General features: G+C 67.7%; 16 protein-coding genes. 11 read left to right on the top strand and 5 right to left on the bottom strand.

What is annotated here, in order from left to right; genetic code table 11:
* Positions 1-11 precede the first annotated feature (11 nt).
* On the bottom strand, positions 12-974 hold the full coding sequence (locus A9Z05_RS21560; protein ID WP_006482235.1) for an ABC transporter substrate-binding protein: 963 nt from the start codon (positions 972-974) through the stop codon (positions 12-14).
* Positions 975-1,347: 373 nt separating this feature from the next.
* Between A9Z05_RS21560 and A9Z05_RS21555 the strand changes: the two genes are divergently transcribed.
* Entirely contained in the window at positions 1,348-2,376 is a 1,029-nt protein-coding gene (locus A9Z05_RS21555) for a DNA topoisomerase IB (RefSeq protein WP_069619851.1), read from the top strand.
* 274 nt (positions 2,377-2,650) lie between these two features.
* Complete coding sequence (proP, locus tag A9Z05_RS21550) at positions 2,651-4,120, top strand: glycine betaine/L-proline transporter ProP (protein ID WP_069619850.1); 1,470 nt, start codon at positions 2,651-2,653, stop codon at positions 4,118-4,120.
* A 55-nt stretch (positions 4,121-4,175) separates the two neighbouring features.
* Here proP and A9Z05_RS21545 read toward each other — a convergent pair whose 3' ends face one another.
* From A9Z05_RS21545 to A9Z05_RS21530, 4 genes are all read right to left on the bottom strand, one after another.
* Complete coding sequence (locus A9Z05_RS21545) at positions 4,176-5,000, bottom strand: alpha/beta fold hydrolase (protein WP_069619849.1); 825 nt, start codon at positions 4,998-5,000, stop codon at positions 4,176-4,178.
* A gap of 152 nt (positions 5,001-5,152) precedes the next feature.
* A complete protein-coding gene (locus A9Z05_RS21540; RefSeq protein WP_069619848.1) occupies positions 5,153-6,142 on the bottom strand; it encodes a LysR substrate-binding domain-containing protein in 990 nt (329 codons plus the stop codon).
* A 608-nt stretch (positions 6,143-6,750) separates the two neighbouring features.
* Positions 6,751-7,611: a ferritin gene (locus tag A9Z05_RS21535; RefSeq protein ID WP_069620104.1), complete on the bottom strand. Its 861-nt coding sequence runs from the start codon at positions 7,609-7,611 to the stop codon at positions 6,751-6,753.
* Between the two features lie 29 nt (positions 7,612-7,640).
* Positions 7,641-8,588, bottom strand: a complete 948-nt coding sequence (locus tag A9Z05_RS21530) for a fatty acid desaturase (RefSeq protein ID WP_069619847.1) — start codon at positions 8,586-8,588, stop codon at positions 7,641-7,643.
* Positions 8,589-9,015: 427 nt separating this feature from the next.
* Here A9Z05_RS21530 and A9Z05_RS21525 point away from each other — a divergent pair, with 427 nt between their 5' ends.
* The 9 genes from A9Z05_RS21525 to A9Z05_RS21485 are packed head-to-tail and all read left to right on the top strand — an operon-like array spanning position 9,016 to position 17,656.
* Positions 9,016-10,779 (top strand): fatty acyl-AMP ligase, encoded by a 1,764-nt coding sequence (locus A9Z05_RS21525; RefSeq protein ID WP_256122058.1) that lies wholly within the window; start codon positions 9,016-9,018, stop codon positions 10,777-10,779.
* Positions 10,776-11,486, top strand: a complete 711-nt coding sequence (locus A9Z05_RS21520; RefSeq protein ID WP_069619845.1) for an ABC transporter ATP-binding protein — start codon at positions 10,776-10,778, stop codon at positions 11,484-11,486. Before A9Z05_RS21525 ends, A9Z05_RS21520 begins: the two co-directional genes overlap by 4 nt.
* Positions 11,458-12,675 (top strand): ABC transporter permease, encoded by a 1,218-nt coding sequence (locus tag A9Z05_RS21515; RefSeq protein ID WP_069619844.1) that lies wholly within the window; start codon positions 11,458-11,460, stop codon positions 12,673-12,675. Before A9Z05_RS21520 ends, A9Z05_RS21515 begins: the two co-directional genes overlap by 29 nt.
* Positions 12,672-13,415, top strand: a complete 744-nt coding sequence (locus A9Z05_RS21510; protein WP_069619843.1) for an outer membrane lipoprotein-sorting protein — start codon at positions 12,672-12,674, stop codon at positions 13,413-13,415. Before A9Z05_RS21515 ends, A9Z05_RS21510 begins: the two co-directional genes overlap by 4 nt.
* On the top strand, positions 13,405-14,733 hold the full coding sequence (locus A9Z05_RS21505; RefSeq protein WP_069619842.1) for a hypothetical protein: 1,329 nt from the start codon (positions 13,405-13,407) through the stop codon (positions 14,731-14,733). The genes A9Z05_RS21510 and A9Z05_RS21505 overlap by 11 nt, the downstream gene beginning before the upstream one ends.
* Positions 14,734-14,746: 13 nt before the next feature.
* Positions 14,747-15,832 (top strand): hypothetical protein, encoded by a 1,086-nt coding sequence (locus A9Z05_RS21500; protein WP_069619841.1) that lies wholly within the window; start codon positions 14,747-14,749, stop codon positions 15,830-15,832.
* A 58-nt stretch (positions 15,833-15,890) separates the two neighbouring features.
* Positions 15,891-16,145, top strand: a complete 255-nt coding sequence (locus tag A9Z05_RS21495) for an acyl carrier protein (protein ID WP_006481176.1) — start codon at positions 15,891-15,893, stop codon at positions 16,143-16,145.
* A gap of 7 nt (positions 16,146-16,152) precedes the next feature.
* A complete protein-coding gene (locus A9Z05_RS21490) occupies positions 16,153-17,028 on the top strand; it encodes a hypothetical protein (RefSeq protein WP_069619840.1) in 876 nt (291 codons plus the stop codon).
* A 1-nt stretch (position 17,029) separates the two neighbouring features.
* The gene (locus tag A9Z05_RS21485; protein WP_069619839.1) at positions 17,030-17,656 is read left to right on the top strand and encodes a hypothetical protein; all 627 of its coding nucleotides are present in this window, start codon (positions 17,030-17,032) and stop codon (positions 17,654-17,656) included.

The following is a 17,656-nucleotide window of genomic DNA, read 5'->3' as shown; positions in this document are numbered from 1 at the left end:
CGGCGGACAGGTCAGTACTTGCGGGTCGGCAGCACCTGCGCCGCGACGTTCATCGGGAACACCGTCTCGTTGGTCACGATGCGCTTGGGCAACTGCTTGCCGGCGACCACGTCCTTCACCGCGGTCATCAGTTGCGGGCCGAGCAGCGGGCTGCATTCGACGTCGACGTTGATCTTGCCCGCGACCATCGCCTGGAAGCCGCCCTTGGTCGCATCGAACGACACCACGCTCACGTCCTTGCCGGGCTTGATGCCGGCCTCTTCCATCGCCTGGATCGCGCCGAGCGCCATGTCGTCGTTGTGCGCGTAGACGACGTTGATCTGCTTGCCGTAGGTCTTCGCGAACGCTTCCATCACCTGCTTGCCGCCGGCGAGCGTGAAGTCGCCGCTCTGCGATGCGATCACCTTGAATTTCGGATTGTTCTTGATCACTTCGAGCAGGCCGGCGCGGCGGTCGTTGGCCGGCGCGGAGCCGACCGTGCCCTGCAGCTCGACGATGTTGATCGGGCCGGCGTCATTCTTGTAGCGCTCTTCGAGCCAGTGGCCCGCGCGCCGCCCTTCCTCGAGGAAGTCGGAGCCGATCATCGTCACGTACAGCGACGGGTCCTTCACGTCGACGCCGCGGTCGGTCAGGATCACCGGGATATGCGCGGCCTTCGCTTCGGTCAGCACCGGCTCCCAGCCCGATTCGACGACCGGCGAGAATGCGATCACGTCGACCTTCTGCGCGATGAACGAGCGGATCGCGCGAATCTGGTTCTCCTGTTTCTGCTGTGCGTCGGAAAACTTCAGGTTGATGCCGGCGTCCTTCGCCGCGCTCTTCACCGATACGGTGTTCGCGGTGCGCCATGCGCTTTCCGCGCCGACCTGCGAGAACCCGAGCGTGATCGGCTTTTGCTGCGCGTGCGCGCCGCCTGCCAGCACCGTCGCCGCGGCGACGATCGCGCCGGCCGCCAGCTTCCTGATGAATGTCATGGTCCGTCTCCGATGATGTCGTTGTGTGCCGCGGCGCTGTTGTGTTTCTGCGTGGCGCTGGCGCGGATCGGGCTGCGCCGGCCGGCGTGTCGTGCCGGCGCGGTATACAGGCCCCGCATCAGTGTAGGAACAAGTCCGATAACCTTCCAATGAAATATTGGATTGGGGCGATGCCGGAATCGGCATGCGTATAAACACCTAAGCATGCGAGCAAGGCCGGGCGGCGCGGCGCACGGTTCTTGCTCCCTGGCCATGGCTGTTCGCACCCCATGTCACACGCCCGCCCTTCACGCGAACCCAAGGAGACAAGCATGATCGCTGCCCGTGAGCGCGGGTCGCCGCGCACCGCCGCCGCCGGCCGGCGCGTCGCGACATGAAGCGGCCCGCTTCGAGCGCCGTCGTGGCGCTGCGCCATGTCGACGACCGCCAGCCCGGCTACACGCGCCGCCGGCTGCGCAACGGCTTCGCGTACTACGGGCCGGACGGCGCGCGGCTGCGCGATGTCGACGAAATCGCCCGCATCGACGCGCTGGCGATTCCCCCCGCGTACACCGACGTGTGGATCTGCATGGACCCGCGCGGTCATCTTCAGGCGACGGGTCGCGACGCGCGCGGCCGCAAGCAGTATCGCTATCATCCGCAGTGGCGCGAAACCCGCGACGCGAACAAGTACGCGCGGATGGCCGCGTTCGCGCGGGCGCTGCCGCGCATCCGCGCACGCGTCACGCGCGATCTGGCGCTGCCGGGCATGCCGCGCGACAAGGTCGTCGCGACGATCGTCCGCTTGCTCGATACGACGCTCGCGCGGATCGGCAACGCGGAATATGCGCGCGAAAACGGCTCGTACGGGCTGACGACGCTGCGCAAGCGCCATTTGAAGATCCAGCCCGGCCAGGTGCGGCTGCGCTTCGCCGGCAAGAGCGGAATCGAGCACGACGTGACGGTCGACGACGCGCGGGTCGCGCGGATCGTGCGACGCTGCGCGGAGCTGCCCGGGCACGAGTTGTTCCAGTATGTGGACGACGACGGCGTACGCCATCCGGTCGGGTCGTCCGACGTGAACGACTACCTGCGCGAGGCCGGCGGCGCCGATTTCACCGCGAAGGATTACCGGACCTGGGCCGGCAGCGTGCACGCGCTCGGTTTGCTGCGGCGCATCGAGCATCGCGGCGTCACGCACGCGCGCAAGCAGATCGTCGAGACCGTGCGCGCGGTGGCCGACCTGCTGCGCAATACGCCGGCCGTGTGCCGGCGCTGCTACATCCATCCGGCCGTGCTCGACGCGTTCGAGGCGGGCACGCTCGCCGCGCTCGCGGTGCGGCGCACGCCGCGCGGCCTGCGCGCGGATGAAGCGGCGTTCGTCGCGTTGCTGGTATCCGCGAGCCGGCGCGCGGCCAGATGACCGTGCACGCCGCGCGTCCGCCCGCCGGGGCGAAATCGGCACCGCTTCCCCGCGTGTCGTTTACCACCGGGTTCCGGGCGCATGACCGATAGCCGCTCGCGCCCGTTTCTCTAAACTGGTTCGCACAACACACCTGCCCGGTGCTGTCCGCCGCGCGCGTCACGCCACCGGCATCGAGGCATCCCCGAGCTATCCGCCTTCGCTGTCCGCCGGCCCGCACGCCCCCGCTGCATTCCCGCCGGTCGCGCCGCCAAGGCCATTCCAGGAGAGATCATTGAGTTCGTCGCAAGCGCACCCCGCGAAAGCCCGGTCTTCGCGCCAGTCCGTCAAGCTGGATGACATCACGATCGTCGACCCTGCCGTCCTCAAGCGCGCGGTCGGCGCGATGGCGTTCGGCAACGCGATGGAATGGTTCGACTTCGGCGTCTACAGCTATATCGCCGTCACGCTCGGCAAGGTGTTCTTCCCGTCCAGCAGCCCGTCCGCACAGTTGCTCGCGACCTTCGGCACGTTCGCGGCCGCGTTCCTCGTGCGTCCGCTCGGCGGCATGGTGTTCGGCCCGCTCGGCGACCGCATCGGCCGCCAGCGCGTACTCGCGGCCACAATGATCATGATGGCCGTCGGCACCTTCGCGATCGGGCTGATCCCGAGCTACGCGTCGATCGGCATCATGGCCCCGATCCTGCTGCTCGTCGCGCGCCTCGTGCAGGGCTTTTCGACAGGCGGCGAATACGGCGGCGCGGCGACCTTCATCGCCGAGTTCTCGACCGACAAGCGCCGCGGCTTCATGGGCAGCTTCCTCGAATTCGGCACGCTGATCGGCTATACGCTCGGCGCGGCCACGGTCGCGCTGCTGACGGCCACGCTGTCGCAGGAAGCGCTGCTGTCATGGGGCTGGCGCGTGCCGTTCTTCATCGCCGGCCCGCTCGGCCTCGTCGGCCTCTACGTGCGGCTCAAGCTCGAGGAAACGCCGGCCTTCCAGAAGGAAGCCGAAGCACGCGAAGCGGACGAGCGCGCGCGGCCGAAGCAGCGCTTCGCGACGCTGCTCGTCGAACAGTGGAAGCCGCTGCTGCAGTGCGTCGGCCTCGTGCTGATCTTCAACGTGACCGACTACATGGCGCTGTCGTACCTGCCGAGCTACCTGTCGGCGACGCTGCACGTGCGCGAATCGCAGGGCCTCTTCATGGTGCTGCTCGTGATGGTGCTGATGATGCCGATGACGCTGTACGCCGGCCGCCTGTCGGACAAGGTCGGCCGCAAGCCGGTGATGATGGCCGGCTGCGTGGGCCTGCTCGTGCTGTCGGTGCCCGCGTTGATGCTGATCCGCACCGGCGGCATGTTGCCGATCTTCGGCGGGATGCTGATCTACGGCATCCTGCTGTCGACGTTTACGGGCGTGATGCCGTCGGCGCTGCCCGCCCTCTTCCCCACGCGGATCCGCTACGGCGCGCTCGCGATCGGCTTCAACGTGTCGGTGTCGCTGTTCGGCGGCACGACGCCGCTCGTCACCGCGTGGCTGGTCGATCGCACCGGCGATCTGATGATGCCCGCGTACTACCTGATGGGCGCGTCGTTCATCGGCATCGTATCGGTGCTCGCGCTGCGCGAGACCGCGCGCCAGCCGCTGCCGGGCTCCGGGCCGTGCGTCGCGAGCCGCGCGGAAGCGCTGAGCCTCGTGCGCGGCGGCGCCGACGAAGCACCGGTGCGCAACCGCAAGTTCACGGCGGTCAGCGAGCGCGCGTAACGCGGGCCGGTGCGACGCCGCGCGGCTTGCGCGGGCGCCGCCACTCGCGCGATCGTCAGTTCGACGGCAGTTGCTGCGCGTCGAACCAGTCGAGCAGCGTGCGCGTGACGAACGCGGGATTTTCCAGGTTCGAGATATGGCCGGCGTCGGGCACCAGCGCATGCGCGCAACCGATCACGCTCGCCATCTTCACGGTTTCCGACGGCGGGCGCGCCATGTCGCCCGCGCCGCACATCAGCAGCGTGCGTGCGGCATCGAGTTCGGCGAGTGTCGCGAGCGTATCGGGCCGGCCGAAGATCAACCGGCCGAGCGGCGCGATCGATTGCCGCAGCCGGTCGGCCGGCAGGTTCGCGAGCGCATCGCGAAACGCCGTCGGCACCGGGTCGTCGAGATTGACGTCTGGCCGGAAGAACAGCGGCACGATCGCGTCGAGCAGCGGCGGCGCGATGCGGCCCGCGGCCTCGATCGCGTCGAGCATCGCGAAGTAGCGGATACGCGTCGCATCGGGTTCGGCTTCGAGCGACGCATCCATGATCACGAGCGAGCGCACGCGCTGCGGCTCGCGCAACGCGAGCCGCGCGCCCCACATGCCGCCGACGCTGAGTCCGACGATCGCGCACTGTTCGATCTCCAGCGCGTCGAGCAGCGCGCTCGCGTGCGCGGCGAGATCGTCGAGCGTGTGCGTGCCGTCCGGCAGCGCGCCCGATTCGCCATGCCCCCAGAGATCCGGCACGATCACGCGATACCGGCGCGACAGTGCGTCGATTTGCGGCGCCCACATCGTCGCGTCCCATAGATAACTGTGCCCGAGCAGCACCGGAAAACCGGCGCCGTGATCGAGGTAGTGCAGGGTACTGCCGTGAATGCTGTGTGCGGGCATGCTGTCTCCGGATGTGAGGACGCGGCGGTGGCCCGGAAACGGGCGCCGCGGTCGGCGGCGTTCTGCAACGAACGCGAAGCGGCGCATCATCGCACAGGTTGCAGCTGCTGCGCATGACGCCGCGCACGGCGCATGCGCCGCGCCGCGCCGCGCTATCCGACGCGATACATCGGCAGCACGTTGCTGCCGCCGATGCCCGGCTCCGCCTCGAGCGAATGACACGCTTGTTCGAGCAGCCAGTTGGTCAGCACCGCGATATCGAATTCGTTGCACGCATCGGGGTTCTGCACCAGCACGTAGCTGCCCGATGCAACGGTGCAGTATGGGAACAGCTCGACGAGCCGCCCCTGCTTCAGCAGCCCGTCGACCAGCGGCCGCCTGCCGATCGCGATACCGTGTCCGTCGACCGCGGCCTGGACCAGTTGATCGTACTGGCTGAAGTGCAGCGCGCCGGCCGGCCGCAGTCGCGGCACGCCGAGTTCCTTCAGCAAATGGCTCCAGCCGTGCCACGGCCATTCGCCGCGCGGGTCGTCGAGGTGCAGCAGCACGTGCTTGTCGAGGTCGGCCGGCTTCATCGACGCGGCGTCGCCCGCCGCCACCAGGCTCGGGCTGCACACCGCGACGACACGCTCGCGAAACAGCACGTCCGTATCGTCGGTCGACGTATACGGGCCTGCATAGCGCACGGCCAGGTGCAAACGTTTGCGTTTGAGATCTTCGATTTCGCTCGTGGCCGACACGCGCACGTCGATGTCCGGATAACTCGCGCGGAACGAACCGAGGCGTGGAATCAGCCACAGCGCGGCGAACGAGACGGTGGTCGACAACGAGATGGCGCGCTGGCCGACACTCGACGACAGCTTGCCGACCACCGACTCCAGGTCGGACAACGCGAACGAGATCGCGTCGTACAGTTCTCGCCCCTTGTCGGTCAGCGTCAACGAACGAATGTGCCGATGGAACAGCTCGATCCGGAGCTGCTCTTCGAGCGCCTTGACCTGCCGACTCACGGCCGATTGCGTGACGTTCAGTTCCTGCCCCGCCCGCGTGAAGCTCAAATGGCGCGCCGCGCATTCGAAGCCTCTCAGGAAATCCAGCGAAGGCAGACTTCTCAATCGCTTTGCCAATCTCACATTAGCCATACCGCCGCCTCAAAGTTGCACCCATCGACACACAAGTCGCCGTTCGTCTCCGTGAATCGTCTCTCCCATTTGGATTCGGAAACGATTTTATATTGAAGCATGGATGCACATCATTCTTATTTTCAATCGTGACATCTGTATTTATCTATCGATTTTCATCGCATCGATATGCTTACATAAACATTATTCGGTAGTGATTTTGTAAATTAATGGGCAAACGAATCCAGCACCGCCAAGACAGTCGATAAATCCCCGCAAAAACATGGAATTACCGCCAAAGCATGACGCTATCGCACCGGTTGCGCCGTACAAGCAGGTACAACATCCGATTCCTACAATTCAATTTCAACTACCCGACTTTTAATTTTATTTCCCGGATTGCGAAAGGCAAACGGTCAGCAACATACACGGAAAATGCCGTTTAAATCCCGAATCCAGTGTTTACATAAATTTACTAAACGGATGAAATTCAAAGCCGCCATGCAATTTCAAGCAACTGATGCGCCGATTATGTCCGGAAATGATTAATTCGTCGGTCGGCGTGCATGGCGTTCGCATATCGGCCGGATTCCGGCCTGCGCGACGCGACAACTGGGCGCGTCGATCCGCTACGGGCGACCCACCGCGGCATTCGTCCGCGCGGCCACTTCGCGACGATAGCGGTTCAGTTCCTGCGCGGTCGCGAACGTGCGCTCGAACAGGATCGACAGGTTGTGCAGGATCCGCTCGACGACCTTCTTCTCCCACTCGCCGTCGAAACGGATCTGCTCGTCGAGCCAGCGCTCGAGCCATTCCGGATCCGGCAGCCGCGACTGCACGGTATCGCGCGGGAACAGCGCCTGGTTCACGTGCAGGTTGGTCGGGTGCAGCGGCTTCTCGGTGCGACGCGCCGACGCCATCAGCACGCCGATCTTCGCGAATGCGGCACGGGCGACGTCGCCGTGGTCGTTCAGCGCCTTCTTCATATAGCGCAGGTAGGCGCCACCATGACGCGCTTCGTCGCGCGAAATCGTTTCGTAGATCTGCTTGATGACGGGCTCGGTGTGCCAGTCGGCCGCGCAGCGGTACCAGTGGTTCAGGCGGATCTCGCCGCAGAAGTGCAGCATCAGCGTCTCGAGCGGCGGCGCCGGATCGAACTCGAAACGCACGGCGTGCAGTTCCGCTTCGGTCGGCACCCTCCGCGGCCTGAAGCGGCGCAGGTATTCCATCAGCACGAGCGAATGCTTCTGTTCCTCGAAGAACCACACGCTCATGAACGCGGAAAAATCGCTGTCGTGCCGGTTGTCGCGCAGGAACATCTCCGTCGCGGGCAGCGCCGACCATTCGGTGATCGCGTTCATCCTGATCGTCTCGGCCTGCTCGTCGGTGAGCAACGCGGCATCGAACCGGTTCCACGGAATGTCCTGCTCCATGTTCCAGCGAACCGCTTCGAGCGATCTGAAAAGTTCCGGATAGAGCATCGTCGTCACCGTCATTGCAACGCATTCGGCACCGGCGGTCACGCCGATTGCGTGGACGCCGGCGCAGCCGCTTCGGCCTCCGGCTCGCGATCGTCCCGATCGTCGTCCACCGAGCGCGGCGTCAGCCGGCCGCGCAGCAACGCGTAATAGAACTGCCGATACGTGCGGTGGTAATAGCGGATGCGCGGCGCGATCGCGCCATGCAGATCGTGCAATCGCTCGATCGGCAGGTTCGGCATCATGTGGTGCTCGACGTGATAGTTGTTGCCGTTCGTGAACCATGTCATGAACGCGTTGCTCTCGATCGTCCGCGTATTGCGGAACGGATCGGTGCTCGTCAGGTCGCAGCGGTAGTGCTCGGGCATCTCGACCAGCGCATGCACGGGCGCCGCGACGCACACGAGCGGCACAACCCACACCCAGACGACGCACCACGTGTGCAGCGCGAACGACAGCGCGGCCAGCAGCGCGATCGTCGCCGCCATCAGCAGGTAGTCGCGGCGGATCGCACGCGACACGAGCGCGTTGTCGCCGAAGCGCGCGCCCGGCACGACGAGCTTCGCGACGTTCTTCGCGAACTGGATATAGTGCGCGGCCATCGACAGCCGCCACGCCCACAGGCCGACGTTGACGACGGGGCGCGCGCCGTACTGGTCGCCGTAGTCGAAGAACTCCTTGTTCTCCGGCGTGCCGAGCAGCCGGTGATGGCGCAGGTGGCTGTCCTGGTAGGCGTGGAACGATACGAGCATCGGCATGCCGAGCAGCACGCCGAACACCATGTTCAGGCGCTTGCTGCGGAACCCCTGGTAATGCAGCGCCTGGTGCTGCAGCTCGACGCCGTGCGCATACATCGCACCGATCATCAGGATGCCGACGATCTTCAGGATCACGAGCGCCGACAACGCGAACATCATCCCGTGCGCGATGAGCGCGACGTACACCGCCAGCTTCAGCGAGAAGACCACGCCGCTCGGGCGGCTCTTCATGTCTGCAACCGATTTCGTGCGGGCGACCAGCGATGAGGTGACGGACAAGACGCTCTCCTTGAGCCGGGCCCTGCCCGGCACGATGACGCGGCGGCGCTGGCGCGCTGCCGGGATGCAATTCTTCTGTGAGTCGATGCTTCGGACAAACGAATTTTCCGAACGCATTGCATGACGCCTGCGCATGAGCGCACCACATCGTGAACTAGACGACCGGTCGAATGAGACAGACCAGTCACCTGGCGCGTGCTCACGGTTCACGCTGATCACGAACTTGCACTGGCCCGAGTGGATGCGCTCCGCTCATGCATAGCCTGCATAGATTCCGTTTGTCGCGGCGGATCGATCCGGCAAGAATCCACCTCACTCGACGAACGGCGCCGCCGGCACCGTGGCGCGAGCGGCCGTGTTCCGCAACGGGAGAATCCTCGTGACGAAGTACGCATCGACCATTCATCGCCTGATCGAATCGCTCGAGGACGTGGCGGGCGCCACGCATCGCATGACGTTCGTCGACGACGCGGGCAACGAAGCCGCCATCACGTACCGACGCTTCGCGGAAGAGGTGTTTCGCCAGGCCGGCGCGCTGCGCGAGCTCGGTGTGCGCGAGAACGATCTGGTGATGCTTGCGCTACCCGCGTCGGTCGAACATGCGACCGCGATGATGGCCTGCGTGATGACGGGTGCGCTGCCCTGCACCGTGCCCGTTCCTGCACGGCGCGCAGCGGCCGGACGGCAGGTGGTCGACGTCGCGTGCGAGCTGTACCGGCCGCGCATCGTCGTCGCCGCCGATGCGGAGGCTGCGGCCTGGCGCGACGACGCGTTTCCGGCGGCCTCCACGCGCGTGGTCGATCTCGCGACGCTGTCGAGCGCCGCCGACGCCGGCGCGCGCGCGCTGATCAGCGCGAAGAGCGGCCACGATCCGCATCATGTCCAGCTTACGTCCGGTTCGACGTCGCATCCGAAGGCCGCGGTGCTCAGCCACGAGAACGTGATCGCCAACGTGCTCGGCATCGGCGGCTCGGTGCGCTTCGATATCGCGGCCGGCGACGGCACCGCGTCATGGCTGCCGCTCTATCACGACATGGGCCTGCTCACGCTGCTGTCGAACCTGCATTACCGCGCGCCGCTATTGATGATGCAGCCGAACAGCTTCATCCGGAATCCGCTCGGCTGGTTGAAGCGCATCGCATCGGCGCGCGCGACGACGACGTCGGTGCCGACCTTCGCGCTGCGCTACTGCGTGCGCCGCTTCAACGCCGCCGCGATGGACGGCGTCGATCTGTCCGCGTGCCGCAACATCTTCATCGGCGGCGAACGCGTGGACGACGCGACGCTGCGCGATTTCGCCGCGACATTCGCGCCGTACGGCCTGGCGGCATCGGCGCTGCAGCCGTGCTACGGGATGGCCGAATCGACACTCGCGGTATCGATGCATCGCGCGTGGCACGAAGGCGCGGTCGACGGCGCGCCGTACGTGATCGTCGACACGCTCGACCGGCGCGCGCTGATCAAGCGCCGCGACGCGCAGCCGGCCGCCGCGAACGACGGCCGCGATACGGAAACCGAAACAGTGCTCGCGATGGGCACGCCGATCGACGGGATGGCGTTCCGCATCCTCGACGACGGCGACCACGCGCTGGCGAACCGCGCGGTCGGCGAAGTCGCGATCCGCGGCACGTCGGTGATGCTCGGCTACCTGAACCCCGACGACGGCACGATCGCCGCACCGCTGACGGCCGACGGCTGGTTCCGCACCGGCGACATCGGCTACGTCGCGGACGGCCAGCTGCATATCCTCGGCCGCAAGAAGGAAGTCATCATCATTCGCGGCAGCAACTATTTTCCGCACGAGATCGAGGAAGCGCTGGCGTCGCACAGCGCGCTGCGCAAGAGCACGTGCATCGCATTCGGGCTGCCCGATCCCGAAACCGGCACCGAGCGGCTGGTCGTCGCGATCGAGGCGCGGCCCGTCGACGCGACGCCGCAAACGCGCACCGAGTGCCAGCAGTTGCTCGCGTCGCGCATCGGCTTCGCCGCGCAGGATCTGTGTTTCGTCGAACCCGGCTCGCTGCCGCGCACGACGAGCGGCAAGCTGCAACGCCTGAAGTGTCGCGATCTCTATGCGAACGGCGCGTTGCCGGTGATTCCCGCGCCGGCCGCCGTCGAAGCCGGCCACGGAGCATTCGCATGACGGCCGCGTCGCTCCCCCCCGTGCTCGAGCTGCGCGACGTCACGCGCGTATACGAAGGCGCGGGCAGCGTCGTCGCGGTGCGCGACGCGACGATCTCGATCGGGCGGCGCGACGTCGTCGCGCTCGTCGGTCCGTCGGGCAGCGGCAAAAGCACGCTGCTCAACCTCGCCGGCTTTCTCGACGTGCCGACGAGCGGCGAACGCTGGCTCGAAGGCCGCCGCATCGACGACGCGCCGGACACGCTCGAACGGATTCGCCGCGAACGCATCGGTTTCGTGTTCCAGCAATTCAACCTGATACCCGTGATGTCCGCGCTCGAGAACGTCGAGCTCGGCTGCTTCGCGTGGGGCACGCCGCGCACGCGGCGCGAACGCGCCCGCGCGATGCTCGACGCGGTGGGGCTCGCCGCGCGCGAACGGCACCGCCCCGGCGAGCTGTCCGGCGGCGAACAGCAGCGCGTCGCGCTGGCCCGCGCGCTCGCCAAGGAGCCGGCGATCGTGATCGCGGACGAGCCGACCGCGAGCCTCGACAGCATCAATGCGCGGGCGGTCGCCGAGTTGATCCTCGACACCAACCGCACGCTGGGCACCGCCTTTCTGATTGCGTCGCACGACGATCGTCTGTGCGCGCACCTGCCGCGTCGCATCGAGATGCGCGACGGCGTACCGGGAGTGAATCGTGAACTGGTCGACGTTTGCGTGGCGTAACCTCTGGCGCAACCGGCGCCGCACCGTGCTGACGATGGCGATGATCGGCGTCGCCGCGTTCGCGTCGAGCCTCGCGCTCGGCTACGTGATCGCGACGTTCGACGCGGTGCGCGAAGGGTCGATCGACAGCGGCGTCGGCCACGTACAGGTGCTGCATCACGGCTATCTCGACCTGATCGGCGAACGGCCGCTGCAATACGGACTGACCGCCGACGAACAGGCTGCCGCCACGCGGGCGATCGCAAAGCTGCCCGGCGTCGCAACCACCGCGCGCGGCATCGACTTCGACGGGCTCGTATCGAACGGCGATCTCAGCTACGGCTTCGTCGGCGAAGGGATCGAGCCGAATCGCGAGCCGCCCGGCTTCTTCGACTATCACACCGTACTGTCGGGCCGCTATCTGTCGCCGACGAACGCGGGGACCGAAGTCGTCGTCGGCGCCGAACTCGCGCGCAAGCTCGGCGTGCACGTCGGCTCGGTCGTGCAGTTGATGGCGTCGACCGCGCACGGCGGCATCAACGCGACCGACGCGCAGATCGTCGGCGTGATGAGCACCGGCAACAAGGACGTCGACGAACGGATCGTCGACGTGACGTTCACGGCCGCGCAGGCGCTGCTGCGCACCGACCGCGCGTCGCGCATCGCGGTGTTCCTCAAGGACACCGCCGGCACGACGGCCGCCGCCGCGACGCTGCGCGCCGCGCTGCCGACGCTCGACGTGCGGACCTGGGATCAGCTCGTGTCGCTCTATCACCAGGTCGTCGCGCTGTACAGGAACCAGTTCTCGGTGTTCGGCGCGATTCTCTGCGTGACGATCCTGCTGTCGATGAGCAACTGGATTTTGATGAGCATCGTCGAGCGGCGCCGCGAGATCTCGACGCTGCGCGCGCTCGGCGTGCCGGCCGCGACGGTGCGCGGCGTGCTGGTCCAGGAAACCGCGCTGCTCGGCCTGCTCGGCGCGGCCGCCGGCATCGCGCTCGCGCTGCTGACGATGGTCGCGCTCAATCACGCGCAGATCCACCTGCCCGCACCGCCCGGCCGCGTGAAGCCGATCCTGCTCGAATTCACCGTGTCGCCCGTCGCCGTGGCCGCCGTCGAAGCCGCGTTCGTCGTGCTCGGCGTGGCCGCGGCGCTGCTCGCGACGCTCGGGCTCGCGAAACGCAACATCCTCGAAGGACTCGCCCCATGAACCGCATTCGCCTTACGTTCGCCGCGTTCGTCGCGTGCGCGCCGCTCGCCGCGCACGCGGCCGACGCGCCGACGGCCCAGACCATGCTCGCCCGTGCCGACGCATACCGCAGCACGGCCGCCGATACGCAGACGAACATCCGGATCACCAACGAGGTCGGCGGACAGTCCGGCGACGCGACGCGCTATCTCGTCTACACGCGCGGCAACGGCGACACGCTCGCGCTGACGCGCAGCGGCGAGAACGACGGCCAGAAGTACCTGGCGACGACGCGCGGGCATTGGTTCTACGTGCCGAACACGCGCAGCGCGGTGCGCATCAACGGAATGCAGCGGCTTCAGGGCGAAGTCGTGATCAGCGACATCACGCGCACGCATTGGGCGGACAGCTATCGCGCGACGGTCGCGCCGGGCACCACGCCGATCGCCGGCAAGCCGGCCACCGAGCTCGACCTGACCGCGACCGATCCCGACAACGTGTACCCGACGATCAAGCTGTGGGTCACGCCGGATACCGACGTGCCGGTGCGCGCGCAGTTCTTCCTGGCGAGCGGCCTGCTGTTTCGCAGCGCCGACTTCTCGGCGCCGGTCGACGCGAACGGCCGCAAGGTGATCCGCAAGATCACGTATCGCAATGAGATCGAGAAGCAGCGGGCGAGCGTCGTCGACATCCTCGACGGCCAGCCGCGCAAGATTCCGTCGGGCTGGTTCAATCCCGACACGCTCGCCGATGGCCAGTGAGTACGACGACGATGCCGACGCTCATCGTGACCGCCGCCGTTCATCGCCCGATCGCGCCCGCCGAGGCTGGCCCGGTGTCGCGCTCGCCATCCCGCTCGCGCTCGGCTGCATGCTCGCGCACGGAGAATCGCTGATGGATCAGCTCGGCACGCTCAACGGTATCGGCTACGCGCGCTCCGTCGACAGCATGGACGGCCGCGCGCTGCTCGGCCGCCTGATCGGCGACTCGCCGCGCAATCAGCAGGAAGCCGGGCTGCTCGCACGCATCGACGGCGAGAACCTGTTCGTCAACGCGCGCGTCGTCGCCAGCAACCATTCGCTCGGCGCGCAGGCGAGCCGCTTCAACGAGGCCGGCGTGCGCTACGCGTTCGACAACGGCATCACGCTGACGGCCGGCAAGCGGATCGATACGCTCGACACGTCGCAGGCGTTCTTTCCGCTCGGCTTCTTCCAGAAACGCGCGGCGACGGCCGACATCTACGATCGCTACGGCGACGTCGAAGGCACGCCGCTCGTCGAAGCGAAATGGGCCGGCGAACAGACCACGCTGCAGTTCATCGCCGGCGAGAACCGCACGCTGCGCAACGACGTCGACAACCGCGACGTCGAAGGCGCGACGCAGCTCGTGCGCGGCGCGTACAACGGGTCGGGCGGCTCGGCCGCGCTGCTCGCGGGCCGTCACGCGGGCCGCGGCGGCGCGGGCGCGACGCTGTCGTTCGACGTCGCGCGCTCGAACACCGTCTACGCGAGCGCATGGCTCGAACGCGGCACGACGCGGCCGCTGCCCGCCTTCATCGCGAACGGCACGCCGCTCGGTTCGGCGGCCGCGTACGACGCCGTCGATCGCCGCAACGATCGCCAGTACATGTGGCGAAGCGCGCTCGGCATGCAAAGCGCGCTGCCCGGCAACCTGTCGCTGATCGTCGAGTGGTCGCACGACGAAGCGCGTTACGACGCGAGCCAATGGCGCCGGATGGTCCGCGCGGCGCAGGCGAACAACGCGCTGCTGCCCGTCGCGCCCGGCGCCGCGCTGGCCGGCCTCGGCGGCACGGCCAACTTCGTGAGCGTCGACGGCAGCCTGCGCGACTACCTGTTCGCGCGGCTCGGCAAGAAGGTCGGCCGCGTCGAGTATTCGCTGCGCGGCGTCTATTCGCCGCAGGACAAGGGCCTGCTCGCGATCGCGCAGGTCGTCGCCGACGTGAACACACGCGTGAGCGTCGATGTCGCGCTCACCCACGCTTTCTCCGACAGCCAGTCCGAGTACCGGATGGTCGGCCTCGGCACCCGCATCGACGCCGCCGTGCGCGTGCGTTTCTGACAGGAACCCTGCCATGTCCACGCTTTCCGCTCCCGCCCCGATCGCACCGCCGCTGCTGCTGCGCGTGGCCGACCAGGCCGCGTATCCGGTGCTGCGCCACCTCGACGCGATCGGCACGCCGCCGCGCGCGGCGGCCCGGCTCGTCGAAGCCGCCGCCGTGCGGCTGCTCGACAGCGAGATGGTCATCGCGCTGCGCGCCGCCACGCCGGACGTGCTGCCCGACGCGTCCGCGTCGACGCCGCTGCGGCACGACGAAGCGCCGCTCACCGAAGCGCTGCTCGAGCAGATCGGCAGCGAAGGATTTCATCATCTGTTCAAGCCGTTCATGCGCGCGTTCATCCGCATCATGTTCGGTCTGTTCTTCTCCGACGACCAGAACCGCCGCGCATGCGATTGCATCGACGCCGGCCACAACTTCGCGTTCCTGATGAGCGACGGCGGCGGCCCGACGCTGGCCGCCTGGCGCACCGTCGTACGCAGCGACGACAACGGGCTCGCGCTCGCGGTCGACAAGGTGTGGGGCATCGAGGCGCATCGCGACTGCATGGCCGTCGTCGCCGCGCGCTTGCCGGGTGTGATGTTTCCGGCTGCCTATCTCGTGTGGCCCGACGAGTACCGAAAACTGAAACGCACGACCTGCGGCGCGCCGTTTCTCGCGGGCAACCTGCAGCTCGCGAACGTCGGCGGCCAGGTGCGCGTCGCCGCCGAGGATCGGCTGCGAATCGGCGGCCCGACCGTCTTCAACAAATACCTGACCGTCGTGCGGCCGTACTTCGTCCGCGCGCTGATGGCGCACGTCGGCTGGCTCGAACGGGCCGGCCGCGTCGAGCTCGACGCCGATGCGCGCGCCGTGCACCGCTTCATCGCGGACGCCGCGCGCAGCCAGACCGACGACGCGCACTACAGCTTCGGCAAGGTGCAGCGCGTGCTCGCGATCAAGCTGCTGTCGAACGAGTTCCTGAGCGCGCTCGTGCGCGACGGCAAGGTGGCGCTATTCGACGACCAGCGCGACCTGCTGGCGTTTTCGAAGATGGAAGGCAGTTCGTACCGTTGTTATCACGAGCTTCGCAAGAGCCTGCGCTGCGAAGCCGGCAGTTGATCCACGCGACAGGCCGATCGATCCCGATCCATTCAACCCAACTCCAGGAGCTCCCCTCATGACGACCCAGAACGTTCCGGCCGACGCGCTCGACATCCTGTCCCGCGAAGTCGCGAAGATCCTCAACGTCGAAACCGTCGACACGGACGCCGGCATCGGCGAACTCGGCATCGATTCGCTGAACATCGTCGAGCTGATCGTGTTCTGCGAACAGCTTTACGGTTCGATCGATCCGGAAGCGTTGAACATCACGCAGTACACGACGCTGCAGCAGCTCGACGCGCAACTGCGCAGCCAGCAGCACGCGGCCTGATACGGCGATGCTCGCGCCCCTTGCCCCCGTGGCGGCCGCCGCCGTCGAGCCGGCCCCGGCGACCGCGCTGACCGTGCAGGCGCTCGCGTACCGGCGCGTCGCGCCGTCGCGCGACGGCGCGGCCGTGCCGCTGGACGACACGGCGCACGCGATCGGCACGCTCGCATGCGCCGAGCGCGAGCGGCTGTGCGGCGCGGTCGGCGCGGACGACTACGTGGTCAGCTCGACGATCCTGTCGATGCTGTTGATGAACGATTCGCCGCAGCATCGCGTGTTCGCGCAGGCGCTCGCCGGCGCGAACGACTACACGCCCGACTGGATGACCTGCTCGTACGAATGCGCGGGCTGGGGCTACGTGCTGCGGCGTACGCTCGCGACCGCGGCAGAAACCGGGCCGCGCACGCTGCTGCTGCAGATCGTCGACATCGACGTGCACGGCTATACGTACTGGCACGGCAATCCCGCATGGGGACGCTCGGGCTTCGGCGTCTGCACGCTGCTCGTCGACGTCGGCCGCGAACCGGCGCAGTCGGTGATCGCCGACGCCGCGCCGCCGTCCAGCGCGGTCGTGCGGCTCGGACGCGACATCCGCGCGTTCTGCGCGGCGCGCCCGGGCCTGCACGCGGCGCTGCCGTTCTTTCCGGCCACGTCGCGGCGCGCGCTGCTCGCGTCGGTCGGCAAGACGCCGCTGCTGCCGGACGGCCACGGCATGTTCGGTCATGCGTTCGGCAGCGACCCGTGGCTGTCGGTGCTGCTCGCGCACCGCGACGGCGACACGCCGCGCCGCGCGGCCGTCTGCTCGCTCGCGCTGAACGGCTATTACGCGATCGCCGACGTCGCGTTCGCGCCGGACGCGACGTTCTCTCTCGAAGGCGACGCGTGACATGGTGCGACCCGTTCACTTCACCTACCGGATCGAGCGCGATGCGCGCCGGCCGGTCGCGGTCGCGGCCAGCGCGTACCGGATGCCGCTCGACACGCCGGCCGACTACGCACGCGCCGCGCTCGCGGAAGCGGCCGGCGATGCGGACGACGCGGGCAATGCGCACGACGCGGCCGGCGGCGAACGCCGCGTGCTGCTCGACCACGTGCAGTATTTCGCATTCCTCGCGGAAATCACCGCGCGAATTCGCGATGCCGTGCCCGCGGACGCCCGCCTGTTCATCGAAGTCTGCGCGCCGTATTTCGGCACGCTGCCGGCCGAACTGCTCGCGCCGCACGTGCTGCTCGGCGTGCACCTGTACGACGAAGCCTTGCGCGATGCCGCGCGCGGCGCGCCGGTCGTCTGGATCGGCGACCGCATCCTGCGCGATGCGGAATTCGCCGGCGACAACCGCGTGTGCTGCGCGATCTGGCCCGCGCGGCTCGCCGATGCGTTCGACGCGCAACTGCGCGGCGCGTGGCCGGCATTCGCGATCCGGCTCGAACCGCACCCGGGCGCGTCGCGCGCCGCCTCGTTCACCGATTCCGTCCATCATTCCGGCGCCGCCGCGCGGCCGGGGAGACCCTGA

Source organism: Burkholderia sp. A2, assembly GCF_001729305.1.
Lineage (GTDB): Bacteria > Pseudomonadota > Gammaproteobacteria > Burkholderiales > Burkholderiaceae > Burkholderia > Burkholderia sola.
The sequence above is the reverse complement of the archived record's forward strand: the minus strand, read 5'-3'. Positions and strand labels throughout refer to the sequence as shown.